Source organism: Bradyrhizobium sp. 172, from assembly GCF_023101065.1.
Lineage (GTDB): Bacteria > Pseudomonadota > Alphaproteobacteria > Rhizobiales > Xanthobacteraceae > Bradyrhizobium > Bradyrhizobium canariense_D.
On the sequence record NZ_CP064701.1, the window covers coordinates 2,409,344 to 2,434,835 of the forward strand.

Here is a 25,492-nt window from a genome sequence, read left to right on the forward strand (position 1 = left end):
CTCAGGCATCGGCGCGCGTGACAATGCGCGCCGTCAGCGTGACGAGGCCCATCAGCGCGGTCAGGAGCCAGAACGCCACCGGCAATCCGCCAAGACGTGCGATGAAGCCGACACCGGCGGGGCCCACGAGAACGCCGGCGTAGCCGGCGGTCGTGATCGCCGCGACGGCGAGGCCCGTTGGCATCACCTTCTGCCTCGCCGCTCGGCGGAACAGCACCGGCACGAGGTTGGATGCGCCGAGGCCGATGAGTAGGAAGCCGCCTATGGCGACCGCCACGACGGGAGCGGTGAGCAGGACCACGAAACCCGCGATCGCAATCAGGCTGCCCCAGAACAATGTCGTGCGGTCTCCGATGCGCGCGACGACGGCGTCGCCGCCGAGCCGCCCAATCGTCATCGCGACCGAGAACACGATGTAGCCGATCCCGCCTTGCGCTTCGGAAACGAGACCCGCGCCGATGACGAGCAACGCGCCCCAATCGAGCATCGCGCCTTCGACGAGGAAGGTGATGGCGCAAAGCAGCGCGAGCAGGAGCACGGCGCCATGCGGCAGCACGAACAGCGGTCCTTCCTGCACCTGCACGGAGCGAAGCAGCCGCGGCCAGGCCCCAAGCATCGCGATCAGCATCAGGACGGAGCAGATCAGCGTGCAAGCGAGCGCGCCGAGTTGCAGCGAGAGCAGTGCGGTCATGAGCGCGGCCCCGGCGAAGCCGGCGATACTGAACAGCGCGTGGAAGCCGGACATCAGCGGACGTCCCGCGGCGCGCTCCACCTCAACCGCGTGGATGTTCATGGCGACATCGATGGAGCCGAGCGCGGCGCCGAATGCGAGGAGTGCCAGCGCCAGCATCGCGGGCGAGTTCGCGATTGTCAGCAGAGGCAGGACCAGGGCAAGACCGATCCCGCCCGCCATGATGATCGGCTTGCTGCCATAGCGCGCACTCAGCACGCCGGTCAGAAGCATCGCGACGACCGAGCCGATGCCGAGGCTGAGCAGGAGCAGTCCGAGGATGCCGTCGTCGACGGCGAGCCGCGCCTTCGCGAACGGCACCAGTGGTGCCCAACACGCCATGCCGAAACCCGCGACGAGGAAGGCAAGTCTGGTCGCAAGGCGTGTCGCTGGCCTGTCGGCAGAAGACATGGGAACTCCGGGAAGGGGGAATCAGGGCAGGGGCAATCGACAAGCCCCGCAATTGTCGCGTCTTTATGTCCGCGGCGGACTCGGATTGTCGCAGGCGGCCCCCGGGCGGCCGCAAGCGGACACCAGGCCTTTTGGCTCGTCACCGGCATCTCGGCGCGCCGGTGGGCTGCGCCGTCGGGCGAAACACCTTGACAGCCCGACCCGCACCGGTGTCAAGCCGCACTGATGAAAATATTCCGCTTTACCGAAATTCGGAAACGGCGTATGTGTTGGCCATCCCGGCTCATCCTTGAGGGGCGATCTTGTGGTCGTCATGTTCGCGAGCCGGGCTTGCGGTGGACGCGGCAGCGTTCGGGTGCGAGAGGTGTGGGCAGGGCGGATTGCTCTCCGTGAGCCCAAGGCTTCGTTCCGACGAGCGGCGCTGCTAGGCTTCGTCTCGTCTGTAAGTTTCCGGCTCGGTCGACAGGGCTGGGAATACTGCGGCGAAATGGCGGGCCGTGCGTACGGCAAAACCGTGTGGTCCTGGCCGTCGTTGCTACGGTCAAGCTCTGGCGAATGCGGCATCTGCGTCAACCGGCGCGGTGCCGGTGACTTTCGTTGGGGCGAGGGAGGCCAAAGAGAACTCGGCTCCCGGGAGAGCACGGCATAAGCCGTCCAACCATCGCGCAGGGAAGGCCGAGTGATTGGCTACACCTGTATGCTGCTGTGCGGTTTTTCTGCGTGTGCTTTTCGCGCAGCGGACCGCGGGTGCCAGCCGGCACCCGGCCTTCCCTGCGCCCTCTTGGACAAGAGGGTGAAGCGACGAAGCAAAGCTCGGGCGAAACACGCCGCGAGGATGCGAAGCTGTGTCTGTAATCGTTCTAGCCGCCGAGTATCCGCTGGCAAGCGTCGACAAACACCTGGGCGCCGGTGACGATGTCGACGTCGGCGGTGTTCTCGGTCCAGTGATGACTGATGCCGCCGATCGACGGTACGAACAGCATGCCCGCGGGCATGATTGTCGCCAGCATCTGCGCGTCGTGGCCGGCGCCGCTGGGCATGCGGATGGACCGTCCGCCGGCCAGGGCCTTGCTCGCGGCTTCGATCGCGTCCTGGATGCCCGCGTTCATCATGGCCGGCGCACCGGTGCGCAGTTTGTCCACGGTGACGGTGCAGGGGCCGTTCGCGCTGACCTCGTCCGCCATGCTCCGCAGCAGTTCTTCCAGCCGTGCGACGACGGAAGGATCGTCGTCGCGGATCTGGAACAGCATTTCGGCCGCACCCGGAATGATGCTCGGTGCGCCCGGATCGAGCGTGATGCGGCCGGTGGTCCAGACCGTGCGCAGGCCGCAGCTCTCGGGGAAACGCTTGTCGATCGCGACGCAGAACTTTGCCAGCGCCAGCCCGGCATCCTTCCGTGCAGCCATGCGGGTCGTGCCGGCGTGATTCTGTTCACCGACGAAATTGATCTGGTATTGCCAGATGCCGACGATGGAGGTGACGACGCCGATCGCAAGGCGACCGCTTTCGAGCGTGTCGCCCTGCTCGATATGGGCTTCCAGATATCCGACGTGCCGGCCCGGCTCGGCGGCGATGCGTGGTCGTCCTGCGAGCCCCATGTCGGCAAGTGCGGCCCGCATGGTGCGGCCGCTGGTGCGGTCGCGTGCGGCATCGATGTCGGTCTCGGTCAATTGGCCGACATAGGAGCGCGAACCGAGAAAGTGTCCAAAGTGTCCTTCCTCGTCGCACCAGGCGGCAACCTCGACCGCGCCTTCGAGCGAGGGATCGGCATTGAGCACGCGGGCCGCTTCGAGCGCGTAGACGACCCCGAGCGGGCCGTCGAGCCAGCCGGCGTAGTTCTGGCTTTCGAGGTGCGATCCCGCGAGCAGCTTGGGTCCCGACTTTGCGCTGGTGCCAAAGACATTGCCGATGCCGTCGATCGCGGCGGAGAGGCCTGCGTCGGGCAGCTTCTGCACCAGCCAATCCAGCGAAAGCTTGTGCGGCTCGGAGAAGGTCGGCTTGTGCACGCCGGTCTTGTACGCGCCAATGGCACGGAGCGCATTGAGATCGGCGAGAACGCGCTCGCCGTTTGCGCGTGAAAAGGTGTTAGGCATGCTCGGCAACCTTCAACGCCTCGGTGCGGATCTCCTCGACCAGCCGTTCCTTCAACTGCACAAATTCGGGCGTGGTCTTGATCTTGTAGGAGCGCGGATGCGGCAGGTCCACATTGATCTCGGCCTTGATGCGGCCGGGACGCGCGCTCATGACGATGACGCGGCTGCCGAGGAAGATCGCTTCCTCGATGTCGTGGGTCACGAACAGCACGGTCTTCTGGTCGCGCTCCCAGATCCCGAGCAGCATTTCCTGCATCAGGGCTCTCGTCTGGTTGTCGAGCGCGCCGAAGGGCTCGTCGAGCAGCAGGATCTTGGGATCATTGGCGAGCGCGCGCGCGATCGCGGTGCGCTGCTGCATGCCGCCGGAGAGCTGCTTTGGCCAATGGTTCTCAAAGCCGGACAAACCGACCTGGCGGATGAAGGCATCGGCGACCTTGTTTCGCTCCACCTCGGGCACGCCGCGCTCGCGAAGGCCGAAGGCGATGTTCTCGCGCACCGTCAGCCAGGGAAACAGCGTGTAGGACTGGAACACCATGCCGCGGTCGGCGCCCGGGCCAGTCACCTCGCGTCCGTCGAGCACCACACGTCCGCCGGTCGGGCGATCGAGGCCGGCGACGATGCGAAGCAGCGTGGACTTGCCGCAGCCGGAAGGGCCGAGGATGGTGACGAAGTCGTTGTTGCCGATCACAAGGTCGGTCGGCTCCAGCGCCCTCGTTGGCGCGTTGCCGTGGCGCGCGGGAAAAGTTCGCGAGACCTGTTCGATCTTGAGGATCGTCATGCGAGCCTCCAGGGAAACAGCCACGCGTTGAACGCCTTGAACAGGAAGTCCGAGACGAGGCCGATCAGCCCGATCACGATGATGCCGAAGATGATCTGGCCGGTGTTGAGCAGCGCCTGGCTGTCGGTGATCATGTGGCCGATGCCGGAGGAGGAGCCGATCAGTTCGGCGACGATGACATAGGTCCAGGCCCAGCCCAGCACCAGCCGCAGGATCTCGGCGATCTCCGGCGCGGAAGAGGGCAACAGCACGCGGCGGATGATGCCGCGGTCGCTGGCTCCCAGCGTATAGGCCGCCTCGACCAGGTCGCGCCGCGTGGTGCCGACGGTCACCGCGATCATCAGGATGATCTGGAACACCGAGCCGATGAAGATGACGAGCAGCTTCTGCAGCTCGCCGATGCCTGCCCACAGGATCAGGAGGGGAATGAAGGCGGAGGCCGGCAAATAGCGCGCAAAGGAAACGAACGGTTCGAGGAAGGCCTCGACCGGCTTGTACGCGCCCATCAGCACGCCGAACGGCACCGCGATGATTGCGGCCAGCACGAAGCCGCCGACGACGCGCCAGATCGTCATGCCGATGTCGAACAGGAAGCCCTGTTTGATGATCAGATCGACGCCTTCCTGCACCATGGTCAGCGGGTTGGCGAGGAACACCTTCGACACATGGCCGCCGAAGGTCGCCCAGGACCAGAGGGCTACGAACACCACGAAGAACGCAAGGCCGTAAGCCACGCGCTGCCTTGACGTCACGGGATCGAGGGGACGCATCAAACTGTCTATCCGGGCGGTGAACAAGTTTGCCGGCCCCGCGGCGAGACGGGGCCGGCGGCTCCTGGGAGATTTACTTGATATAGCTGGCGTCGAAGAGATCCTCGACCTTCGGCGCGGCCTTGATGATCCCGATCTCGAGCAGGAGGTCGGCGGCCTCCTTGTTGAAGGTCAGGAAATCGCCGGCGAAGAATTTCTGGTTCGCGGCCTTGTCCTGCCAGCGCAGATATTTTGCCGAGTTGCCGAACGCCTCGCCGCTCTGCTTCACGTCGGCACCCATGATCTCGTAGGCCTTGGCCTGGTCCTTGGCGATCATGTCGAGGGCCTCGAAATAGCTGTCGGCGAGCGCCTTGGCGGCCTTCGGGTTCTCGGTGAGGAATTTCGGCGTGCAGCCGAACGTGTCCATGACCATCGGATAGTCGAGCGTGGTCGCGATGATCTTGCCCTTGTCGGGGGCGGCACGAACCGTCGACAGATACGGCTCATAGGTCATCGCGGCATCGTTCTGGCCGGAGACAAAGGCCTGTGCCGCCGCCGCCGGCTCGAGGTTCACGACAGTGACGTCCTTCACCGACAAGCCGTTCTTCTTGAGCATCCAGGCCAGCGCGAAATAGGGCGAGGTACCGGGCGCGGAAGCAGCAACCGTCTTGCCCTTCAGATCCTTGATCGCGGCAAGCTCGTTGCGCACGGCCATGCCGTCGGCGCCGTAGCTCTTGTCGAGCTGGAAGATCTGCTTGGTCGCGACGCCGTTGGCGTTCCAGGAGATCCAGGTCTCCACGGTGGTCGCCGCGCACTGGACGTCGCCGGACGCGATCGCGAGATGGCGATCCTTCTGCGGAATCTTCTTGATGGTGACGTCGAGGCCGTTCTTCTTGAAAATGCCGGCTTCCTTCGCCAGCGTCAGCGGCGCGAACCCGGTCCATCCGGAAATGCCGACGCCGACCTTGACGTCATCGGCGAGCACGGGGGTGGAGACCGCAAGTGCAATGACTGCCGCAAATACTTTCGAACTACGCATGATTGTCGTCCTCTTGCCGATCGATGGATTGACGTCCTGTTGATCTTGGTCGGTCCTCGCGGACCGTTGCCCGAAGCTTTGCACGATTTGTGCCGACATCGTCCTCTCAGCCTCCCTTGAATCGGGCGACAAGGCGGTGAGAGTCACCGGGATAGAGCAGCCGCACGGCGGTGATCGTGCGCGCGCTGCGCCAGGTATAGCGGTCGATCACGAGGCAGGGCGCGCCGACGGCGATGTCGAGCGCTTCGGCCGTGCGATCGTCCGCAACGATAGCGCTGATCGTATGCTCGGCCTCTGTCCATGGCACATGGTGAAGCAGCCACGAGCCGGGCGGCTCACGCGAAAAATCCGCGGCCGCCGCATCCGGCACCGACGCGAGATCGATCAGCCGGTCCTCGACGGCGAACGGCACGTTGTCGGCGCTGTGGCGGCAGGTGATCGCGACGACCTTGCCGGCCTTCTTGACGCCGAGGCGGTCGCGGTCGGCAGCCGTTGCGGCGCGGAGCTTGCGGCCGATCAGCTCGTAGCCGTAAGCGCGCCCGAGCGCGGTGATCTCGGCGCGCATGTCGGCGATCTTGAGCACGGCGGATTGATGTTGCGGGCGTCGCACGAAGGAGCCGGCACGTCGCCGCCGCTCGATCAGGTCGGCTTGCGCGAGCTCCGACAGCGCCTTGTTCACGGTCATGCGCGAGCAGCCGTAACGCGCCACCAGTTCGTGCTCGAACGGGATGCGATGCCCGGGCGGCCACTCGCCGGTCAGAATGCGCTTCTCGATATCGGCGCGGATCCGCTTGTAGAGCGTCGGCTTGTCGCCGGCATCTGTGGCGAGGCTCATGCGACGAGCCTCCGCACCGATGCGTTGAAGTGTTCGCGCGCGGCCTGGCGCAGTCTGTGCCGCCCGCCTTCGACGACCTTGTCGCCGCCGGCCCAGACGCAATCGATCGCGCCGTTGCCCCCAGCGAAGATCCAGCCGTCGATGGCGGCATCGCGCGCGCGCCCCGCCAGCGAGGGATGCGTGATGTCGAGCGTGACGATGTCGGCGCGTGCACCTGGCGTCAGACCGACTGACATCTGGGCTAGTGCCCGCGCACCGCCTGCAAGCGCATGATCGAACAGGGCGCGTCCCGTCGAGCGGCCTGCGCCGGCAGAGAGCACGTTGCGTTCACGGTGCTTGAGCCGTTGGCCATATTCGAGCTGACGCAGCTCGTCGGCGACGCCGACCAGCACATTGGAATCCGTGCCGACGCCAAAGGCACCGCCGGCACCGACGAATTCGCGCGCCGGGAAAATGCCATCACCAAGGCTTGCCTCGGTGATGGGGCAGAGGCCGGCGACCGCACCGGTCCTAGCGAAGGCGCGGACTTCCTCGTCCGTGGTGTGGGTGGCGTGAATGAGGCACCAGCGTTGATCGACGGGTGCGTGCTCCAGCAACCATTGCACCGGACGTCGTCCGGACCACGCCAGGCAATCCTCGACTTCCTTCACCTGCTCGGCGGCATGAATGTGCACCGGGCCGCCCTCCGCGAGTGGAATGATCGGTGCAAGCTCGGCCGGCGTCACCGCGCGCAAACTGTGCGGCGCGATGCCGATATTCGCGCCCGGCAGTCGTTCAATCGCCTTGCGCGAGGCAGCCATCAGTGCGGAAAATTGATCAACCGTACAGATGAAGCGGCGCTGGCCGGCATGCGGTGCTGCGCCCCCAAATGAGCCATGCGCATAAAAACTCGGCAGCAGCGTCAGCGCAATACCCGAAGCTTCGGCGGCCTGCGCGATGCGTGCGGCCATTTCGCCGATGTCGGCGTAGGGCGAGCCGTCGCGATCATGATGCAGATAATGGAATTCGCCGACGCGGGTAAAACCCTGCTCCAACATCTCGACATAAAGCAGTGTCGCGACCGCTGCGACGTCGTCAGGCGTCATCGCCAGCGCGAAGCGGTACATCGTCTCGCGCCAGGTCCAGAAGGTGTCGGTGCTATCGCCGCGCAGTTCCGCGAGACCCGCCATGCCGCGCTGGAAAGCGTGGCTGTGCAGGCTCGCAAGTCCCGGAAACGCGATGTCGTGGCGTTCATCGCCGGAGACCGGCGCCATGCCCGGCGTCACCTCGGCGATCGCGCCGGCGGTGATCACCACCTGCACGTCATTGGCCCAGCCCGAGGGCAGGAGCGCGGAGGCGAAATGCAGTCGTGTCATGTTTCCATGCCGGCTGGACAGAACCGCGACACGATTATATGTCTAGACATATAAGTCAAGCATCCCACGCGAAGGGACAGTTGCATGGCAGAACGCTTCGACCGGATCTGGCATAACGCCCGGCTCGCCACGATGCGGGCCGATGGTCCCGATCTCGGTGAGATCGAGCACGGCGTGATCGCCGCGCGCGGCGGCCGTATCGCTTATGCGGGTTCGCAGACCGATTTTCCGGCGAGCGCCGATGCAGCCGACCGGATCGATTGCGGAGGGCGCTGGATCACGCCCGGTCTCGTCGACTGTCACACCCATCTGGTCTATGGCGGTAACCGCGCCCATGAGTTCGAGCTGCGCCTGAAGGGCGCGAGCTACGAAGAGATCGCGCGCGCCGGCGGCGGTATCGTCTCGACAGTGGCCGCGACGCGCAAGGCAAGCGAGGCCGAGCTCGTAGCACACGCGCTGCCGCGGCTCGATGCGCTGATTGCCGAGGGTGCCACCACGGTCGAGATCAAGTCCGGCTACGGCTTGGACACCGAGACCGAGATGCGGCAGCTGGCCGCCGCGCGAAGCCTGGGCCGTCAGCGGCCGGTCGCGATCCGCACGTCGTTTCTCGGCGCGCATGCGCTGCCGCCAGAGGCCGATGGCGACAAGGATCGCTACATCGATCTCGTCTGCAGGGAGATGTTGCCGGCGGTCGCGAAGGCGGGCCTCGCCGATGCCGTCGATGCCTTCATGGAGGGGATCGCATTTTCCGGCGAGCAGACGGGGCGGGTGTTCGAGACGGCGAGGCGGCTCGGACTTCCGGTTAAGCTGCATGCTGACCAGCTCTCGAACCTCGGCGGGGCTGCGCTCGCCGCAAAATTCTCGGCGCTCTCGGCCGATCACCTCGAGCACACCGACGAAGCCGGTGCAGCGGCGATAGCGAAGGCCGGAACGGTGGCCGTGCTTCTGCCCGGCGCCTTCTACTTCATCCGCGAGACGCAAAAACCGCCGGTCGAGGCGTTCCGCAAGCACGGCGTTGCCATGGCGCTCGCGACCGACTGCAATCCGGGCAGCTCGCCGCTGACCTCGCTGCTGCTCGCCATGAACATGGGCGCGACGCTGTTCCGGATGAATGTGGCCGAGTGCCTTGTGGGTGTCACCCGCGAAGGCGCGCGAGCGCTCGGCGTGCTCAATGATACCGGCACGTTAGAGGCCGGCAAATGGTGCGACCTTGCGATCTGGGACATCGATCGCCCCGCCGAGCTGGTGTACCGTATCGGCTTCAATCCGCTTCACCGCCGGGTGTGGAGGGGACAGTGATGGAGGAGAGCACAGCGATCGTCGTCAAGCCGGGAACGGTTAGCCTCGACGATCTCGCGCGCGTGCTCGAAGGCGCATCTGTCGTTCTCGATCCCTCGTTCTGGCCGCGCGTCGACGCGGCCGCGGGGATCGTTGCAAGGGCTGCGCGAGCCGACGTCCCCGTGTACGGGATCAACACCGGCTTCGGGAAGCTGGCGTCGAAGCGGATTCCACCTGACCAGACCGCGCTGCTCCAGCGCAATCTCATCGTCTCGCATTGCTGCGGCGTCGGTGCGGCGACGCCCGAGCCGATTGTCCGGCTGATGATGGCGCTGAAGATCATCTCGCTCGGGCGCGGTGCTTCCGGCGTGCGCCGCGAGGTGATCGAGCAGCTGCAGGCCATGCTGGCGCGGCGCGTCTCACCGCTGGTGCCGCAGCAGGGTTCGGTCGGTGCTTCTGGCGATCTCGCGCCGCTCGCGCATATGACCGCTGTGATGATCGGCGAAGGACAGGCGTTCGTCGACGGCAAGAGCGTATCAGGCAGCGACGCGCTCGCCGCAGCCGGCCTACCGCCACTGACGCTCAGTCCCAAGGAAGGGCTCGCGCTGATCAACGGCACGCAATTCTCCACTGCCTACGCCGTCTCCGGCGTGCTGCGCGCATTTCGCCTGGCCCGCGCCGCGCTCGTCACCGGCGCGCTGTCGGTCGATGCCGCGATGGCTTCGACGGCGCCGTTCCGCCCCGAAATCCAGGCGCTGCGCGGCCATTCGGGACAGATCGCGGCCGCGGCAACCTTGATGGCGCTGCTCGACGGCAGCGACATCCGCCTGTCGCATCTCGAAGGCGACGAGCGCGTGCAGGACCCCTATTGCCTGCGCTGCCAGCCGCAGGTCGCAGGCGCGGCGCTCGACCTGATCCTGCAGGCGGCGCGGACGCTGATTATCGAGGCCAATGCCGTCACCGATAATCCGCTTGTCCTGGTCGAGACCGGCGAGATCGTCTCCGGCGGCAACTTCCATGCCGAACCGGTGGCTTTTGCCGCGGATACCATCGCGCTGGCGCTGTCGGAAATCGGTGCGATCAGCGAGCGGCGCATCGCGACGCTGGTCGATCCCGCGCTCAATTTCGGCCTGCCGCCGTTCCTCACTCCCGATCCCGGTATCAATTCCGGCTTCATGATCGCCGAGGTGACGGCGGCCGCACTCTATGCCGAGAACAAGCAGCGCGCGGCCGTGTGCTCGATCGATTCGACGCCGACCAGCGCCAACCAGGAAGACCATGTCTCGATGGCCGCGCATGCTGCACGGCGCCTGTCTGACATGGCGGACAATCTCGCCACCATCCTGGGCATTGAGCTGCTGGTCGCCGCCCAAGGCATCACGCTGCGCGCGCCGCATGCGACCAGCGCGCCGCTCGCCGCCGTCATCGCCGCACTGCGCGAGCAGGTGCCGCAGCTCGGCGCCGACCGCTACATGGCCGGCGATCTCGCCAGGGCTGCAGCGCTGGTCGAAGCCGACGCGCTGCCGGCTGCGGCGCTCGCCGTACTGTCAACTGACCCGTTTCCGACACTTGCCTGACGAGGTGTTCCGCATGAACCGCCGACTGGACAACGACCGCACCATCCGCGCGCCCCGCGGCAGCGAAATCAGCGCCAAGAGCTGGTTGACCGAAGCTCCCTTGCGCATGCTCATGAACAATCTCGATCCCGACGTTGCAGAACGTCCGAGCGAGCTCGTCGTCTATGGCGGCATCGGCCGCGCCGCGCGCGACTGGGAGAGCTTTGACCGGATCGTTGCTTCGCTGCGCGAGCTCGAGGACGACCAGACGCTGCTGGTCCAGTCCGGCAAGCCGGTTGGCGTGTTCCGCACTCATGCCGACGCGCCGCGCGTCCTGATCGCGAATTCCAACATCGTGCCGCACTGGGCGACGCTCGATCATTTCAACGAGCTCGATCGCAAGGGCCTGATGATGTACGGCCAGATGACGGCGGGTTCCTGGATCTATATCGGCAGCCAGGGCATCGTGCAGGGCACCTACGAAACCTTCGTTGAAGTTGGCCGCCGCCACTATGGCGGCAGCCTCGCCGGCAAATGGATTCTGACGGCCGGTCTCGGCGGCATGGGCGGCGCGCAGCCGCTGGCTGCGACCATGGCCGGGGCCTCGATGCTGGCGGTCGAATGCCAGCCGAGCCGCATCGAGATGCGTCTGCGCACCGGGTATCTCGATCGCCAGGCCGCAACGCTGGACGAGGCGCTTGCGATCATGGCCGACGCAGCGAAGACGAAGAAGGCGGTCTCGGTCGGCCTGCTCGGCAATGCCGCGGAGATTTTTCCCGAGCTGGTCCGCCGTGGCGTCAGGCCCGACATCGTCACCGATCAGACCAGCGCGCACGATCCGATCAACGGCTATTTGCCGAAGGGCTGGACGCTCGCCGAGTGGGAAGCCAAGCGCGCTGCCGACCCCAAGGCCGTGGAGCGCGCCTCGAAGACCTCGATGGTTGAGCACGTCCAGGCCATGCTGGATTTCCATGCACTGGGCATTCCGACCCTCGACTATGGCAACAATATTCGCCAGATGGCGCAGGACATGGGCCTGAAGAATGCCTTCGATTTTCCCGGCTTCGTTCCCGCCTATATCCGTCCCTTGTTCTGCCGCGGCGTCGGGCCGTTCCGCTGGGCCGCGCTGTCGGGCGATCCCGAGGACATCTTCAAGACCGACGCCAAGGTCAAGGAGCTGATGCCTGACGACAAGCATCTGCACAATTGGCTCGACATGGCCAGGGAGCGCATCAAGTTCCAGGGCCTGCCGGCGCGGATCTGCTGGGTCGGGCTCGGCGATCGCGATCGCCTGGGCCTTGCCTTCAATGAGATGGTGGCGCGCGGCGAATTGAAGGCACCCATCGTGATTGGCCGCGATCATCTCGACAGCGGTTCAGTGGCGAGCCCCAACCGCGAAACCGAAGCGATGAAGGACGGGTCGGACGCTGTGTCCGACTGGCCCTTGCTCAACGCCCTGCTCAATTGCGCCAGCGGCGCGACCTGGGTGTCGCTGCATCACGGTGGCGGCGTCGGCATCGGCTATTCCCAGCATGCCGGCATGGTGATCGTCGCCGACGGTACGCCGGAAGCGGCGAAGCGGATCGCGCGCGTGCTCTGGAACGACCCTGCCAGCGGCGTCATGCGCCACGCCGACGCGGGCTACGACACCGCGATCGACTGCGCCCGCGACAAAGGGCTCGACCTGCCGAGCCTGCGCTAGGCGCGACTTAGGCCACGACCCTGGCTTCGGCGCTGCCGAGGCGCTGGCGTTCCTTTGCGAGATACTCGTCGATCGCGTCGCCGTGCATGGGCTTTGCGAAGTAGTAGCCCTGGATGAAGTCGCATCCCAGCCGGCCTGGAGTAACCGTGCCTGCCCGTTTTGAGCATGGCGGCCATAGCCGCAACGCGGCCGGCTGAGGTTTGACCGCGCACAGTCGGCTCGTCATACTTTGCGCCAAGGCGAGCCAGAAAGACTCGTCGGTATCGGGAGCTGAAATGACCAAATCATTCTCCGTCCTTGCGGGGACGCTGATTTCCGTCGTCTCCTTCACTTCGATTGCCTTCTCGCAGCCGGCCTGCGTCACCCAGAACATGGCCGTGCCGCCTGGGGCCAACACCACCGACAAGGCGGGCCCGTTCTTCATTGATACGACGGGTCTTGACTTCAAGACGGCGCCTCCGACGCGCGATCCATCCAATCCCAATTATCCACGCGCCACAGAGCTTCCTGACGGAACGCTGCCGCCACCGGGTGCCGAGGGCAATTTCATCATCGGTCCCACCCACAATCCTGCGCCGGAGACGATCGCGAAGGAGGGCGTGCCGCGTGGGACGACAAAGTCCTTCACGCTGTCGTCGAAGGAGAGCACCATCTACAATCCTGGCCTGATCCGCGATGACGCCGCCGGCTGCACCAATTCCTCGATCATGACGACCGTCACGGCGCCGGACGACAAGTCGCACATGATCGTCACCACCAGCCATCCCGGCGTCTGGTCGCGCACCATCGACGTCTATGTGCCGGCGCAATATGTGCGCGGCAGCGAGGCGCCGTTCATCGTGGTCGGCGACGGCGGCTCCAACGCCTACAAGGACCTCGCCGTCACGCTCGACAATCTGATCGCGCAGCGCCGCGTGCCGCCGATGATCGCGATTCAGATCGGCAATGGCGGGCAGGACGCGCAGGGCAGTCAGCGTGGCCGCGAATATGACGCGGTGTCAGGTGCCTACGCGCAGTTCGTCGAGCGTGAAGTGCTGCCGCTGGTCGAAAAGAACGCCGATGTCAAGCTGACCAGAAATCCCGATGGGCGTGCGACCATGGGGCTGAGTTCGAGCGGTGTGGCCGCCTTCACCATGGCGTGGTTCTATCCGGATCTCTATCACCGCGTGCTGGCGTTCTCGCCGACCATGGTCAACCAGCAATGGCCGCACGACCCGTCGCTGCGCGGCGGTGCCTGGGAGTATCACAGCGCATGGACGGGGCCAGCCACACCCCATCTCATCTCCAAGGCGGGCGTGCTCACGCCGGCCGAGCCGCCCGGCCTGCCGCTGATCGTCGCCGCGCCGACCAAGCCGATCCGGTTCTGGTTCTTCGGCGGCGACCAGGACCTGTTCTATCCGAACCCCACCATTCCCGATGGCATGCACGACTGGACCCTCTCCAACGCGCTGATGGCCAAGGTGCTCGCGGAGAAGGGCTACCACTATCAGTTTCTGTTCGTCCGCAACGCCAAGCACGTCGACCGTCCCACGATCGCGCAGACGCTGCCGTCGGCGCTGGAGTGGGTCTGGAAGGGCTATCCTATCCCCTGAGCGAAAGTAGCCTAGCGCCCGATCGTCACGCCGGCGGTCGAGCGCATGGCGTCCTTGAGGCTCGTCGCGTTCTTGTCGTCGAGGACCTCTCGCGTCAGCACGGTGGTCTGGCCGGGCGTGTTGAGGATCGTCTCTCCGCGCGAAAAGGAGAGGCGGTCGGCCTTGTAGGGTGAGGCCTGATCGGTCGTGGGCATGGCGTTTACTGGATGCGGCGAAGGCTCCTTGCGAGACGCAGAGGACGACAATCACGACCAGTCGCAACGATCTTGCGGGCATGCGATCTCCCAAATTCAGGGCGTTAGCCTAGCATATGGGCTGCTCGTCACTGGAATAAAGGGTCAGGCGAGAGCGGCCTGGCGTTCCCGCATTAATTCGCGGACCGGATCGGGTTTCCCCGGCTCGGCGAGCCGTGTAAAACTGCGCTGGCTTGCATGCGCGGGGGCTTCGACAATCACGCCTTCGCAGACGATCTGTCCGCCGAGCATCCGGAATTCCAGCTTGTCGTAGCGCGGCATCGTCTCGCCGGGCGCGGGCGGCAGCAGCCCGACGCTGCCCTGGATGTTCAGCGTGGCATCATCGGCGCCGTGGAGGCGGGGATTCCACATCCTGATCCCGGTCTCCGCCCAGCGCTGCCGGATTAGCGCGGCGCGGTCGGCGGGCTCTGCGGCTCTCACGCGAGCTTTCGGTGCATACGGGATCTCCGGAGCCGGAGACACGAGGGCCGGAGCTGGCTCGATAGTTGTGACGACGCCGAGCGTCTCGGTGGAGTCTTCCGCGGCGCCGGGGGAAGGATCGCTCTCGATGCTATCCTCAGGGACATGCTCCGGCGAGATGTCGCGATCGGCGAACGCGACACACGTGTCGTCGAGAGTCGAGGAAGTATCCACGTCGACGACCAGAGCGATGGCGTCAACCGTGACGACCTCGACATCGACAGAAGAGGCCTTCTCCGCCACAACGGGCTCAACGTCGGCCGAAAGTTCGGAAGTTGGATCGCTGTTGATGATGAGTTCGGGGACGTCGACCGCTTCGCGCACGACGTCGATAGTCGCGACCGAAACTTCCACGACGATCGGCTCGACTTCCGTCGGCGTCTCCTGGGATGAATCGTCGCTGCCGCTGACATCGGCTGGCGTTTCCGACGGGCTCTCCGCGATGACAGGGCTGGAGGTGTTGTCTTCGGCGGCTGAAGCCGCGACCGGGACGTCGCAGTGCGACGTATCCGCGTTGATGCTGGTGTCGAGAGCCGGAGCCGTATCTGCAATTTCTGCAACAATGGCGGGTGAGGCGTCTACTGCGTCAGGCGTGACGTCGATGCTGCCACCGTGCGGCGCGGGGCGAAGCCGGGTGAACGCCCATTTCACCGCGGCGATGCGGCGCAGCAACGATATCAGTCTCGAAAGCACTGGGAGTTGTCCAAGAGGTACTCGGCTTGAGGCCATCGCTGATTCGCCAGCAATGTAAAAATCCCCGGCTGTCACACTGATGTCAATGTAGGTAGGACCAATTGCAGAACATCCACGCCTTCAGGGCGCGCGGCTGCGATTTAGCCGGCGTGACTGTAACCAAGGTGCAGCCCCGCCAATACGCTTCGTTCGACACCAACACCTTCGCACATGACATCGACAAGCTTTGACGGCACAAAGGTTCTGGAGAGGGGACGATCGCCCCTCTCCAGGATTTTCGATCGATACCGGCCTACTTTCCGGCGCCGGAGCCGGAGCCAGCGCCGCCGCCGGCCTGGCTGCCCATGTTATTGGTGTTGCTGCCGCCGGCCGACGGGGTCTGCTTGCCCTTGCTGTCGGCGGCCTCGTTCTGCATGTTCGACGACGCGCCGGTTGTCATGCCCTTGGTCGCGGGGCCCCGCGACGAAGGGCCAACGTCGCCCTGGCCGGATGCGCCTGGGGCGGGTTGTGTCTGCGCAAAGGCGCCGCCGGTCGCCAGCGCCATGATGCACGCGGATGCCAAAATGATCTTCTTCATCTGGTTTCCTCCTGGGTTGCCTTGACGACAACTTGCGCGCGGAGCGGACGTTCCTCACTTAGGAGCGCCGCGAGGCTCATGACCAAGCGCATTGCGGCGCTGTCGAGGTTCCCTGTACAGCTCTATCGACGGTAAAGTTTGGAACATCGAGCATCTTGTGTAAGGACGAGGCATGAAAAGGATAATGACTCTCGGAGCGGTTCTGCTCTGGTCCACCATCGCGTTCGCACAGGAGCGCACCATTACTGTGGCCTCGACGACGTCGACGGAACAGTCGGGGCTGTTCGGTTACTTGCTGCCGCTGTTCTCGAAGGCCAGAGACGTTGACGTGAAGGTCGTTGCCGTCGGTACGGGTCAGGCGCTCGACATCGGGCGGCGCGGCGATGCAGATGTCGTGTTCGTCCATGACAGGCCTGCCGAAGACAAGTTCATGTCCGAAGGCGAGGGCGTGAAGCGCTTCGACGTCATGTACAACGACTTCGTCATTGTCGGGCCGAAGAGCGATCCCGCCAAGATCGCCGGCGGCAAGGATGTGGCCGAGGCGCTGCGCAAGATCGCGGCCGTGAAGGCGCCGTTCATCTCGCGCGGCGACAAGTCCGGCACGCACGCGGCCGAACTGCGGCTGTGGAAGGAGGCAGGCATCGACCTCGGTGCCGCCAAGGACGGCTGGTATCGCGAGATTGGCCAGGGCATGGGTCCAGCACTGAACATGGCGTCGTCGTCGAACGCCTATCTGCTGTCGGACCGCGGCACCTGGTTGTCATTCAAGAACCGCGGCGACCTTGCCGTCCTCACCGAAGGCGACAAGCGGCTGTTCAACCAGTACGGCGTCATGCTGGTCAATCCGGCCAAGCATTCGAACGTGAAGGCGCGGGACGGGCAGGCCTTCGTCGACTGGCTGATCTCTCCTGGGGGGCAGGAGGCCATCGCGGGCTACAAGGTCGGGGGCGAGCAGCTATTTTTCCCCAACGCGTCCCACTAGCAGGAAGGCGACGGTCGACACTGCGACGCTGAGTGCGAGCAGGATCAGCCCGAGCCCGAGCGCCAGCGGCAGGTCGCCCTTGCTGGTCTCCAGCGCGATCGCGGTCGTCATCGTGCGCGTGAAACCGCGAATATTGCCACCGACGATGAGGATGGCGCCGACCTCGGCGATCGCGCGCCCGAAGGCTGCGAGAAAGGCCGTCAGCAGCGAGGTCCGACCCAGCGCGAACAGCAAGCCGATGCTGCGTAGCGTTGACAGCCCGTCGATCCGTGCGAGGTCGCCATACTCCGCCCACAGCAGGCTCGCCGGCCGGTGCACCAGTGCGACCACGATCGGTGTGGCGAGCAGCGTCTGCGCGACCACCATGGCCGCCGGCGTGAACAACAGGCCGGCGGCCCCGAGCGGGCCCGAGCGCGACAGCAGAAGATAGAGCGCGAGCCCGACCACGACCGGCGGAAGGCCAAGCAAGGCATTGGTCAGGACGATGATGACCTGCCGCCCACGGAACCGGGTGATCGCAAGCAGCGCCCCGAACGGCGCCCCGATCAGAAGCGCGAGGATGCTGGCAGTCAGGCTGACGCGCACCGACAGCCCGACGATGCCCAAAAGCTCTGCGTCGGCCTCGCCGATCAGTGTGAATGCGGCGCCGATGGATCGCGCGAAGTCGTTCATCCGTGCCCGAGCTTCGGCGCCCGCCACGATGCCTCGGGTGCGCCGATTTCGGGACTGCGGGGGTGATTCACGTATATTTCCCTGAGGGCAGCGTCGTGCAAGGCAGCGGCGGAGCGGTTTGGTAACCCGAATTTGACCGGAAATCAAAGCCTTGCGCGGCATGGGTACGAGGTGGCGTTCGGCCTCATCTTTTGCCCGATGCGGGGACGGTCGGGGCTCAGATCAAGCCGCGCAGCACTTCAACGAGCCGGGCACACTCGGCCTCCGTTCCGATCGTGATGCGCAGAAAGTCCTCGATGCGCGGCTTTCCGAAATGCCGGACCAGAACGCCACGCTGGCGAAGCGCTGCCGCGAGATCTGCTCCGCTCCGGCTTCGATGGCGCGCGAAAACGAAGTTGGCGAGCGACGGCAGCACATCGAAGCCGAGTTGTCTGAGATCGCGGGCCAAGGTTTCGCGGCTTGCGATGATACGGGCACGGGTGTCTCGGAACCAGCCGTCGTCCTCGATCGCGGCGACGGCGCCGGCGATCGCGAGGCAATCGAGCGGATAGGAGTTGAAGCTGTCCTTCACCCGTTCCAGCGCTTCGATCAGCGGTCGTTGGCCGATGGCAAAACCAACCCGCAGGCCAGCGAGCGAGCGCGACTTCGAGAAAGTCTGGATAACCAGCAGATTGTCGTGGCGTGCAACCAGCGGCACGGCGCTCTCGGCGCCGAAATCGACATAGGCCTCGTCCACCACCACCAGCCGGTCCGGCTGTTCGGCGAGCAGCCATGCGATGGCGTCGCGCTGAAGGGCGATGCCGGTTGGAGCGTTCGGATTGCAGAGCAGGATGGCGCTCGATGGTCGCCTGTAGTCGGAGATATCGATCCTCATCGCAGCATCGAGCGGCACCTCGTCATGCGTTATTCCATAGAGGCCGCAATAGACAGGGTAGAAGCTGTAGGTGACGTCGGGGAATAGAAGCGGTGGTTCGTGCTTCAGAAGTGCCTGGAAGGTGTGGGCCAGCACCTCGTCGGAGCCGTTGCCGACGAACACTTGCTCGGGCGCCACATCGCAATGGGCCGCGATGGCCTCGCGCAGGCGCGTTGCGCGCGGATCGGGATAAAGGCGCAGCCGCTCCGCGGCCGATGCGATCGCCGCCAGCACGCGCGGCGAGGGCGGGTAGGGATTCTCGTTGGTATTGAGCTTGACGATGCCGTCCTGCTTGGTCTGCTCGCCGGGGACATAGGGCGAAAGCGTGTGGACGACTGGACTCCAGAAACGGCTCATGAGCTCCAATCCGAATTTGATCGGGGCACAGTAGGGTATGCGGGAGCCCGGTGGAAGTGCGCCTGCGTTCAGCATTGCAGGCAAATCCGCACGAGGCTTACTGCCGGAGACGTTCCCGCAAGCGCGACCCCTATGCTAGGGTCATTGCACCACCGCCCAGAATGAAAAAGAACGAAGGCCGGCGCGCCCCAAGGCGCGCAACGGCCGAAAAGAGAGGAACACATGCCGGGTGCAGCCCTTCCCACCGCCCCCTCGATTCCGAGCGCGCCGGTGACGTCAGCCGTTCTCGACCGCTTGCGGGCCATCGTCGGCGACAAAGGCCTGATCGTGGACGAGCAGGACAAGCTGCCCTTCGTGACCGACTGGCGCGGCACGCTGGCGGGGCAGGCCGCGGCGATCGTGCGTCCGGCCATCACCGCGGAAGTCTCCGCTGTCGTCAAGCTCTGCTACGACAACGGCATTGCCATCGTTCCGCAAGGTGGCAACACCGGCCTGATGGGCGGTGCCACGCCGTGGCCCATGCACCGCGGCATCGTGCTGTCGCTTGGTCGCATGAACCAGGTGCTGAATATCGATCCCGTCGGCTATGCTATGACTGTGGAGGCGGGCTGCATCCTCGAGACGCTTCAGGACACAGCCGCGCGCCACGACCGCCTCTTTCCGCTCAGCCTCGGTGCTCAGGGCTCGTGCATGATCGGAGGTAATCTGTCCACCAATGCCGGCGGCGTGCAGGTGCTGCGTTATGGCAATGCGCGAAATCTGGTGTTGGGTCTCGAGGTCGTGCTGGCTAACGGCGATATCTGGGACGGCCTGCGCGCACTCAAGAAGGACAACACCGGCTATGACCTCAAGCATCTGTTCATGGGCGCCGAAGGGACGCTCGGCATCATCACCAAGGCGGTGCTGAAACTCTGGCCGGCGCCGAAAGACGTGTGCACGGCATGGCTCGCAATTCGCGATCCCAAGGCAGCCATCGACCTTCTGTCGGAGGCGCATGCCGCTTCCGATGACAATGTCGGCTCCTGTGAGCTCATCAGCCGTGCGTGCACCGACATGGTGCTGCGCCACATTCCCGGCACCCAGGATCCCCTCAAGGCTGAGACGGAATGGTATCTCCTTCTCGAATGGTCATCGGTACGGCCACGGCAGGACGGAGGCACGGGCATGTCGGACAGGATGGAGCAGTTCTTGGCCGACCAACTCGAGACGGGCCGGGTGCTGGATGCGGTGATCGCGCAAACCGAAGCGCAGTCGCGCAACATGTGGCGGATTCGCGAGAGCGTGGCCGAGGCATCGCGCACCGAAGGTCCGGGCTTGAGCTACGACGTGTCGGTCGCGGTCTCCAGGATTCCCGAGTTCATCGACAGCGGTCTCGAGGCCGTACTCGCAATCCTGCCGGCGATCCGCCCCTATCCGCTCGGCCACATCGGAGACGGCAATGTGCACTTCTCCTTCATGGGCCCGAAGGGCATGGACCGCGATACGCTCTCCCAATATTCCGCGGCGATCACACGGGCCGTCAACGACCTCGTCACCTTCATGGGCGGCTCGATCTCGGCGGAACATGGCATCGGCATCGAAAAGCTCGACGAGCTCCAGCACTACCGTTCCCGGACCGAGCTCGACATCATGCGCACGATCAAGCGGGCGCTCGATCCCAAGAACATCATGAATCCGGGCAAGGTGCTTCGTCTCGGTTGAGCTGTGCCCACCTCAAGCCCGGTGCTCCCGAACGCTCGGCGCTCACGGAGACGGATGCCGCGGATAGGCCGGGCCAAACAGCCGGGGGCGTCAAATCATGCCGTGTGGCGGCCGAAAGGCGGCTTTATTCCCGCCTTGGATGCTTTAAGGAAGGGACAGGATCAGGTCGCACCCGCCCGGGGGCGGTGCTAGACCCTGATGCAGGAACAAAGGGGCGGGCCGGCATGGCACGTCCGCAAGGATGAAGGATTTGAGGCAATGATCCAAAGCGTTGGCATCATCGGGGCAGGCACCATGGGGAACGGCATCGCGCAGATCTGTGCCGCGGCCGGGCTTTCGGTCGTGATGGTCGATATTTCCGATGCGGCGGTGAACCGCGGGATTTCGACGGTTGGCGGCAGCCTCGAGCGCCTGGTCAAGAAGGAGAAGATGTCGGCGGGCGATCGCGACGCCACGCTCAAGCGCATCACCGGCACCACCGACCGCGCCAAGCTCGTCGATTGCGATCTCGTCATCGAGGCCGCGACCGAGAACGAGGAACTCAAGGTCAAGATCCTGAAGGATCTCTGTGCGACGCTGTCGCCACGCACGCTGCTCGCCACGAACACCTCGTCGATCTCGATCACGAAGCTCGCCGCGGCGACCGACCGTCCCGACCGATTCATCGGCATGCACTTCTTCAATCCGGTTCCAGTTATGGCGCTGCTGGAGCTCATCCGCGGCTTGCAGACCTCCGACGACACCCACGCCAAGGCGCTCGATTTGGCCAAGCGCGTCGGCAAGGTGGCGATCACGGCCAAGAACAGCCCGGGCTTTGCCGTCAACCGCATCCTTTGTCCGATGATCAACGAGGCGATCTTCGCGCTGCAGGAGGGGATTGCGACGGCGGAAGAGATCGATGCCGGCATGAAGCTCGGCTGCAACCATCCGATCGGCCCGTTGGCGCTCGCCGATCTCGTCGGGCTCGACACCATGTTGTCGGTGATGGAGGTCTTTTACAAAGGCTTCAACGACCCCAAATACCGTCCGGCCCCCTTGCTCAAGGAAATGGTCGATGCCGGCCATCTCGGCCGCAAGACGGGGCAGGGCTTTTATACCTACAGCGCCTGACAACGGCGCGGGCGGCGGGCGTTGAGTGTGCTCGCCGCCAGACCCCGCGATTTGCGCTGCGACAAAGACGCCGCGCGCAATCGGCCCGACAATGTCGAACGGGCGCCGTGCGGGAACAACGGAACGGATAACAAGGGACATGTCGGATCGACTGAAGGCCGAGCGCGAGGCTGCGACCGCGCGGCGGAATTTGCTGACCCAGGATGCAATCGAGCGCACGGGGATCACCGAAGAGATGATCGGGGAACTCGTGACCCGCTTCTACGGGCGCATCCGCGAGGATGAGCTGCTGGGGCCGGTGTTCGCGAACGTGCAGAATTGGGACGAGCATCTGGCCAAGCTCCGGGATTTCTGGTCGTCGGTCGTGCTGATGAGCGGCCGCTACCATGGTTCACCGATGCGGGCGCATATGCCACTGAACCTGATCGGGGATCATTTCGACCGCTGGCTCGATTTGTTCGAACAGACGGCACGCGAGGTCTGCCCGCCGCCGGCAGCCGCGCTCTTCATCGACAGGGCGCGCCGCATCGCCGACAGTTTTGAGATGGCGTCGGCAACGTTGGCCGGACGCATCGCTGCGCCGCGTCACGTGCTCCGCTCCTAGAACACAAAACGCCTGCCTGAGAAATGCGCAGCCGCGCTGATGGCGCCGAGCGTCGGCGCATTGCACCAATACCGGCAGCATTGATCTGATCTGCAAAATCATCATGCCGGTCGCGTAGCGTGACGTTGCAATTAGAAAAATGCGCGTAAATGCGCGTGTTCTCGTTCAATCAGTGCGAGCATAACCATGTGATGCACTGCGGGAAAAAATCTTTGCCTTTTTTTCGGCAGAGTTCCAGCGCCTGCTTGCGGGCATGTCGCGTGCATCGTTCAACACATCCTCTTCATCCTCCGACAACACAGCGGAATCCGACGCTGACGCCTGCACGGAGCAAACCCGGCGGGCGCTGTTGATGAATGCGCTGGCCACCACGGCGTGCCTCGCCTGTTCCACGCAGGTCCACGCGGGCGAGGATGCGCCCGGCTCCGACGAACGGCCTCAGAAGGGCGATCTGCTCGTGTTCTCCGAAGGCGATCAGGAGGGAAAGCCCGTCACCGCGGCCGCTCTGTCGGCCGGCGGACCGCCGGTGCATGCCTGGCCGAAAGATCCGAAGACATCGGTCGTGCGCAGCGCCTCGCGCCTCAATGAGATTCTGATCATCCGCCTTGACCCCACCGAGCTCGACGAGCAGACGAAAGCGCGCGCTGTCGACGGCATCCTCGCCTATTCGGCAATCTGCTCGCATGCCGGCTGTCCTGTCACGGCCTGGGTGAAGAGCGATGTCGGCGACAAGGAAGTGCTCAAATGCATGTGCCACAACTCCGAATACGATCCTCGCGCGGGCGCGCAGGTCGTGTTCGGGCCGGCGCCGCGACGGCTCGCTGCGCTGCCGCTGGCGCTGGCTGACGGCTCGCTCAGCGTCGCCGGGAACTTCATCGGAAAGGTAGGTGGCGCGCAGCCGGGATGATGGGCGTGCGGGTTGTGCCCGCGTCACGAGAGGCCGCATCCGCCGATGGGCGGACGACGGGACGAACGACAAGAATTCAAAACAAGAATTCAAACGGATATAAAAGGGGAACGTCCATGACCAGGAAGCAATGGTTACTGTCCGGCTTTGTCGCCTTCACGTGTCTTGCATCGACCGCCGCCATGTCAGGCCCGATCGAGAACTACGCGCCGGTTACCGCGCAGCGGTTGGAAAACCCGGAGCCCGCCAACTGGATGCTTTACCGGCGGACCTATGACGGGCAGGGCTACAGCCCACTCGACCAGATCAACACCTCGAATGTGAAGAACCTCACCCCGGTCTGGACTTTCGCGACCGGCGTGGTCGAAGGTCACGAGGCGCCGCCGATCGTCAACAACGGCGTGATGTTCGTGGCGACCCCGATGGGCCAGGTGATCGCGCTGAACGCCAAGACCGGCGACGAATATTGGCGCTACAAGCGGCAGCTCCCCGACGACCTGTTCCAGTTGCATCCGACCAGTCGCGGCGTCGGCCTCTGGGAGGACAAGCTCTATCTGGCCACTACCGACGACCATGTCGTCGCGCTCGACGCCAAGACCGGCAAGGTGGTGTGGGACACCAAGGTTCAGGATTACAAGAAGGGCCAGTACATGACCCTGATGCCGCTGATCGTCGACGGCAAGGTCATCGTGGGCGGCTCCGGCGGCGAGTTCGGCGTGCGCGGCTATGTCGCCGCCTATGACGCCAAGGACGGCAAGGAGCTCTGGCGGACCTATACGATTCCGGGCGAAGGCGAACCCGGCCACGACACCTGGCAGGGCGAGGACTGGAAGAACGGCGGCGGCTCGGCCTGGATGACCGGCAATTACGACAAGGACACCAAGACGATCTATTGGGGCGTAGGCAACGCCGCGCCCTGGCCCGGCGAGATGCATCCGGGCGACAATCTCTATACCTCGTCGGTGCTCGCGCTCGATCCGAACACCGGCAAGATCAAGACCTATCATCAGTATCACCAGAACGATTCCTGGGATTGGGATGAGGTCGAAGCGCCGATGTTGATCGACCTGCAACGCGACGGTCGCAACATCAAGAGTCTGGTCCATCCGGGACGCGATGCGATCTTCTGGATACTCGAGCGCACGCCGACCAAGATCAACTACGTCGCCGGTTGGCCGTTCGTCTCCACCGACGTCTGGAAGGGCATCGACGCCGAGAGTGGCAGGCCGATCGTCGATCCCGCGCACAAGCCGATGGTCGGCAAGCGCGTGGAGTTCTGTCCGTCGCTGTGGGGCGGCAAGGATTGGCCCTCGGCGGCCTACAGCCAGAAGACCGGCCTCGTCTACGTGCCCGCCAACGAGAATTTCTGCGGCGGGTTCACCGGCGAGAAGGTTCCGCTCAAGCCCGGCGAACTCTGGCTCGGCACCAAGCCGGAGGACATCGGGCTGAAGACGAAGCCCGGGGCGGATCATTTCGGCGAGCTCCAGGCCTGGGACCCCGTTACGGGCAAGAAGATGTGGCAACACAACTTCCCGAAATCGCAGCTGTTCGGATCGGTGACGGCGACCGCGGGCGATCTCGTCTTCGTGGGCGGCACCAACGACCGCAACTTCCGCGCCTTCAACGCCAAGAGTGGCGAGCTGCTGTGGGAGCAGAAGACCAACTCCGGTATCATGGGCATGCCGGTGTCCTATGAGATCGACGGTACGCAATACATCGCGATCCAGTCGGGATGGGGCGTGGATGCGCAGCGCATCCAGGATGCCCTCGTGACCAACAATATCGGCATCGAAGCCAACGTGCCGCAGGGCGGCGTGATCTGGGTGTTCGCGCTGAAGAAATAGGCCCCGCTGGCGGATCGAAAGAAGCGGAGTGTCAGGGGGCAAATGCGGCGGACGGTAACGTCCGCCGCATTTTGCGTGGGCGTTGTCCCTTCTTCCCCTGCGGGAGAAGGTGGCGCGAAGCGCCGGATGAGGGGTTCTATCCGCGCGTCTCAATGTGCGGACCCGCGCAGGCATACCCCCCACCCACGCGTGATCGTGGCAACTGGCGTCGCTGCCCTCTCCCGCAAGGAAAGAGGGCACATCGATGCGCTTCGGCGAAGAAGTAGAGCCGATATTCGCGATGTCAAAACGCCGATGCTCA

22 protein-coding genes and 1 pseudogene are annotated in these 25,492 nt (G+C 64.7%); 10 read left to right on the top strand and 13 right to left on the bottom strand.

The genetic code is table 11. The features are described 5' to 3' along the window. Window position 1 precedes the first annotated feature (1 nt). The 7 genes from IVB07_RS11360 to IVB07_RS11390 form a co-directional block, all read right to left on the bottom strand. Complete coding sequence (locus IVB07_RS11360) at window positions 2-1,141, bottom strand: MFS transporter (RefSeq protein ID WP_247767642.1); 1,140 nt, start codon at window positions 1,139-1,141, stop codon at window positions 2-4. Window positions 1,142-2,001: 860 nt separating this feature from the next. After that, window positions 2,002-3,234: a Zn-dependent hydrolase gene (locus tag IVB07_RS11365; RefSeq protein WP_018460331.1), complete on the bottom strand. Its 1,233-nt coding sequence runs from the start codon at window positions 3,232-3,234 to the stop codon at window positions 2,002-2,004. After that, on the bottom strand, window positions 3,227-4,012 hold the full coding sequence (locus IVB07_RS11370; protein ID WP_018460330.1) for an ABC transporter ATP-binding protein: 786 nt from the start codon (window positions 4,010-4,012) through the stop codon (window positions 3,227-3,229). Before IVB07_RS11370 ends, IVB07_RS11365 begins: the two co-directional genes overlap by 8 nt. Continuing rightward, window positions 4,009-4,782 (bottom strand): ABC transporter permease, encoded by a 774-nt coding sequence (locus tag IVB07_RS11375; RefSeq protein WP_007601313.1) that lies wholly within the window; start codon window positions 4,780-4,782, stop codon window positions 4,009-4,011. Before IVB07_RS11375 ends, IVB07_RS11370 begins: the two co-directional genes overlap by 4 nt. Before the next feature lie 73 nt (window positions 4,783-4,855). After that, window positions 4,856-5,800, bottom strand: a complete 945-nt coding sequence (locus IVB07_RS11380; protein WP_026234003.1) for an ABC transporter substrate-binding protein — start codon at window positions 5,798-5,800, stop codon at window positions 4,856-4,858. A gap of 106 nt (window positions 5,801-5,906) precedes the next feature. Beyond that, on the bottom strand, window positions 5,907-6,635 hold the full coding sequence (gene hutC / locus IVB07_RS11385) for a histidine utilization repressor (RefSeq protein WP_018460328.1): 729 nt from the start codon (window positions 6,633-6,635) through the stop codon (window positions 5,907-5,909). Next, on the bottom strand, window positions 6,632-7,990 hold the full coding sequence (locus IVB07_RS11390) for a formimidoylglutamate deiminase (RefSeq protein WP_018460327.1): 1,359 nt from the start codon (window positions 7,988-7,990) through the stop codon (window positions 6,632-6,634). The genes hutC and IVB07_RS11390 overlap by 4 nt, the downstream gene beginning before the upstream one ends. Window positions 7,991-8,074: 84 nt before the next feature. Here IVB07_RS11390 and hutI point away from each other — a divergent pair, with 84 nt between their 5' ends. The 3 genes from hutI to hutU are packed head-to-tail and all read left to right on the top strand — an operon-like array spanning window position 8,075 to window position 12,526. Further along, a complete protein-coding gene (hutI, locus tag IVB07_RS11395; protein WP_018460326.1) occupies window positions 8,075-9,289 on the top strand; it encodes an imidazolonepropionase in 1,215 nt (404 codons plus the stop codon). Further along, complete coding sequence (gene hutH, locus IVB07_RS11400; RefSeq protein ID WP_018460325.1) at window positions 9,289-10,845, top strand: histidine ammonia-lyase; 1,557 nt, start codon at window positions 9,289-9,291, stop codon at window positions 10,843-10,845. The genes hutI and hutH overlap by 1 nt, the downstream gene beginning before the upstream one ends. Window positions 10,846-10,858: 13 nt before the next feature. Then, the gene (gene hutU / locus IVB07_RS11405) at window positions 10,859-12,526 is read left to right on the top strand and encodes a urocanate hydratase (protein ID WP_026234001.1); all 1,668 of its coding nucleotides are present in this window, start codon (window positions 10,859-10,861) and stop codon (window positions 12,524-12,526) included. A gap of 7 nt (window positions 12,527-12,533) precedes the next feature. Here the strand turns inward: hutU and IVB07_RS11410 are convergent, their stop codons facing one another. Then, on the bottom strand, window positions 12,534-12,809 hold the full coding sequence (locus IVB07_RS11410) for a hypothetical protein (RefSeq protein WP_083926599.1): 276 nt from the start codon (window positions 12,807-12,809) through the stop codon (window positions 12,534-12,536). Here IVB07_RS11410 and IVB07_RS11415 point away from each other — a divergent pair. Then, on the top strand, window positions 12,802-14,118 hold the full coding sequence (locus tag IVB07_RS11415; protein ID WP_247295114.1) for an alpha/beta hydrolase-fold protein: 1,317 nt from the start codon (window positions 12,802-12,804) through the stop codon (window positions 14,116-14,118). The two genes, IVB07_RS11410 and IVB07_RS11415, sit on opposite strands and share 8 nt — an antisense overlap. A gap of 11 nt (window positions 14,119-14,129) precedes the next feature. Here the strand turns inward: IVB07_RS11415 and IVB07_RS11420 are convergent. From IVB07_RS11420 to IVB07_RS11430, 3 genes and pseudogenes are all read right to left on the bottom strand, one after another. Next, window positions 14,130-14,394, bottom strand: a pseudogene (locus IVB07_RS11420) (TonB-dependent receptor plug domain-containing protein). Window positions 14,395-14,456: 62 nt separating this feature from the next. Continuing rightward, entirely contained in the window at window positions 14,457-15,524 is a 1,068-nt protein-coding gene (locus IVB07_RS11425; RefSeq protein WP_157643161.1) for a hypothetical protein, read from the bottom strand. Between the two features lie 292 nt (window positions 15,525-15,816). Next, entirely contained in the window at window positions 15,817-16,101 is a 285-nt protein-coding gene (locus IVB07_RS11430; protein WP_018460320.1) for a hypothetical protein, read from the bottom strand. A 172-nt stretch (window positions 16,102-16,273) separates the two neighbouring features. Between IVB07_RS11430 and IVB07_RS11435 the strand changes: the two genes are divergently transcribed. Continuing rightward, window positions 16,274-17,083, top strand: coding sequence for a substrate-binding domain-containing protein (locus IVB07_RS11435; RefSeq protein WP_026234000.1), 810 nt, complete (start codon window positions 16,274-16,276; stop codon window positions 17,081-17,083). On the opposite strand, the gene IVB07_RS11440 is transcribed toward IVB07_RS11435, so the two are convergent. Beyond that, window positions 17,057-17,755, bottom strand: a complete 699-nt coding sequence (locus tag IVB07_RS11440) for an ABC transporter permease (RefSeq protein ID WP_018460318.1) — start codon at window positions 17,753-17,755, stop codon at window positions 17,057-17,059. The two genes, IVB07_RS11435 and IVB07_RS11440, sit on opposite strands and share 27 nt — an antisense overlap. A gap of 217 nt (window positions 17,756-17,972) precedes the next feature. Then, entirely contained in the window at window positions 17,973-19,025 is a 1,053-nt protein-coding gene (gene hisC, locus IVB07_RS11445) for a histidinol-phosphate transaminase (protein WP_026233999.1), read from the bottom strand. Window positions 19,026-19,247: 222 nt separating this feature from the next. Here hisC and IVB07_RS11450 point away from each other — a divergent pair, with 222 nt between their 5' ends. From IVB07_RS11450 to IVB07_RS11470, 5 genes are all read left to right on the top strand, one after another. Next, complete coding sequence (locus IVB07_RS11450; protein WP_247767643.1) at window positions 19,248-20,726, top strand: FAD-binding oxidoreductase; 1,479 nt, start codon at window positions 19,248-19,250, stop codon at window positions 20,724-20,726. Between the two features lie 258 nt (window positions 20,727-20,984). Next, complete coding sequence (locus tag IVB07_RS11455; protein ID WP_018460315.1) at window positions 20,985-21,836, top strand: 3-hydroxybutyryl-CoA dehydrogenase; 852 nt, start codon at window positions 20,985-20,987, stop codon at window positions 21,834-21,836. Between the two features lie 139 nt (window positions 21,837-21,975). Continuing rightward, window positions 21,976-22,440 carry a group III truncated hemoglobin gene (locus IVB07_RS11460; RefSeq protein ID WP_247295107.1) on the top strand — a complete coding sequence of 155 codons (465 nt, stop codon included), beginning with the start codon at window positions 21,976-21,978 and terminating at the stop codon, window positions 22,438-22,440. A gap of 253 nt (window positions 22,441-22,693) precedes the next feature. Further along, on the top strand, window positions 22,694-23,347 hold the full coding sequence (locus tag IVB07_RS11465) for a Rieske (2Fe-2S) protein (protein WP_018460312.1): 654 nt from the start codon (window positions 22,694-22,696) through the stop codon (window positions 23,345-23,347). A 116-nt stretch (window positions 23,348-23,463) separates the two neighbouring features. After that, a complete protein-coding gene (locus tag IVB07_RS11470; protein WP_018460311.1) occupies window positions 23,464-25,191 on the top strand; it encodes a methanol/ethanol family PQQ-dependent dehydrogenase in 1,728 nt (575 codons plus the stop codon). Window positions 25,192-25,492: the final 301 nt, after the last annotated feature.

Bases quoted from the DNA above. Each gene is read 5' to 3' on its own strand.
- IVB07_RS11455 (WP_018460315.1), top strand. From the start codon at position 20,985: ATGATCCAAAGCGTTGGCATCATCGGGGCAGGCACCATGGGGAACGGC.
- hutC (WP_018460328.1), bottom strand. From the start codon at position 6,635: ATGAGCCTCGCCACAGATGCCGGCGACAAGCCGACGCTCTACAAGCGG.
- hutH (WP_018460325.1), top strand. From the start codon at position 9,289: ATGGAGGAGAGCACAGCGATCGTCGTCAAGCCGGGAACGGTTAGCCTC.
- IVB07_RS11390 (WP_018460327.1), bottom strand. From the start codon at position 7,990: ATGACACGACTGCATTTCGCCTCCGCGCTCCTGCCCTCGGGCTGGGCC.
- hutI (WP_018460326.1), top strand. From the start codon at position 8,075: ATGGCAGAACGCTTCGACCGGATCTGGCATAACGCCCGGCTCGCCACG.
- IVB07_RS11380 (WP_026234003.1), bottom strand. From the start codon at position 5,800: ATGCGTAGTTCGAAAGTATTTGCGGCAGTCATTGCACTTGCGGTCTCC.
- IVB07_RS11360 (WP_247767642.1), bottom strand. From the start codon at position 1,141: ATGTCTTCTGCCGACAGGCCAGCGACACGCCTTGCGACCAGACTTGCC.
- IVB07_RS11465 (WP_018460312.1), top strand. From the start codon at position 22,694: ATGTCGCGTGCATCGTTCAACACATCCTCTTCATCCTCCGACAACACA.
- IVB07_RS11470 (WP_018460311.1), top strand. From the start codon at position 23,464: ATGACCAGGAAGCAATGGTTACTGTCCGGCTTTGTCGCCTTCACGTGT.
- hisC (WP_026233999.1), bottom strand. From the start codon at position 19,025: ATGAGCCGTTTCTGGAGTCCAGTCGTCCACACGCTTTCGCCCTATGTC.
- IVB07_RS11370 (WP_018460330.1), bottom strand. From the start codon at position 4,012: ATGACGATCCTCAAGATCGAACAGGTCTCGCGAACTTTTCCCGCGCGC.
- IVB07_RS11435 (WP_026234000.1), top strand. From the start codon at position 16,274: ATGAAAAGGATAATGACTCTCGGAGCGGTTCTGCTCTGGTCCACCATC.
- IVB07_RS11415 (WP_247295114.1), top strand. From the start codon at position 12,802: ATGACCAAATCATTCTCCGTCCTTGCGGGGACGCTGATTTCCGTCGTC.
- hutU (WP_026234001.1), top strand. From the start codon at position 10,859: ATGAACCGCCGACTGGACAACGACCGCACCATCCGCGCGCCCCGCGGC.
- IVB07_RS11430 (WP_018460320.1), bottom strand. From the start codon at position 16,101: ATGAAGAAGATCATTTTGGCATCCGCGTGCATCATGGCGCTGGCGACC.
- IVB07_RS11450 (WP_247767643.1), top strand. From the start codon at position 19,248: ATGCCGGGTGCAGCCCTTCCCACCGCCCCCTCGATTCCGAGCGCGCCG.
- IVB07_RS11375 (WP_007601313.1), bottom strand. From the start codon at position 4,782: ATGCGTCCCCTCGATCCCGTGACGTCAAGGCAGCGCGTGGCTTACGGC.
- IVB07_RS11460 (WP_247295107.1), top strand. From the start codon at position 21,976: ATGTCGGATCGACTGAAGGCCGAGCGCGAGGCTGCGACCGCGCGGCGG.
- IVB07_RS11440 (WP_018460318.1), bottom strand. From the start codon at position 17,755: ATGAACGACTTCGCGCGATCCATCGGCGCCGCATTCACACTGATCGGC.
- IVB07_RS11365 (WP_018460331.1), bottom strand. From the start codon at position 3,234: ATGCCTAACACCTTTTCACGCGCAAACGGCGAGCGCGTTCTCGCCGAT.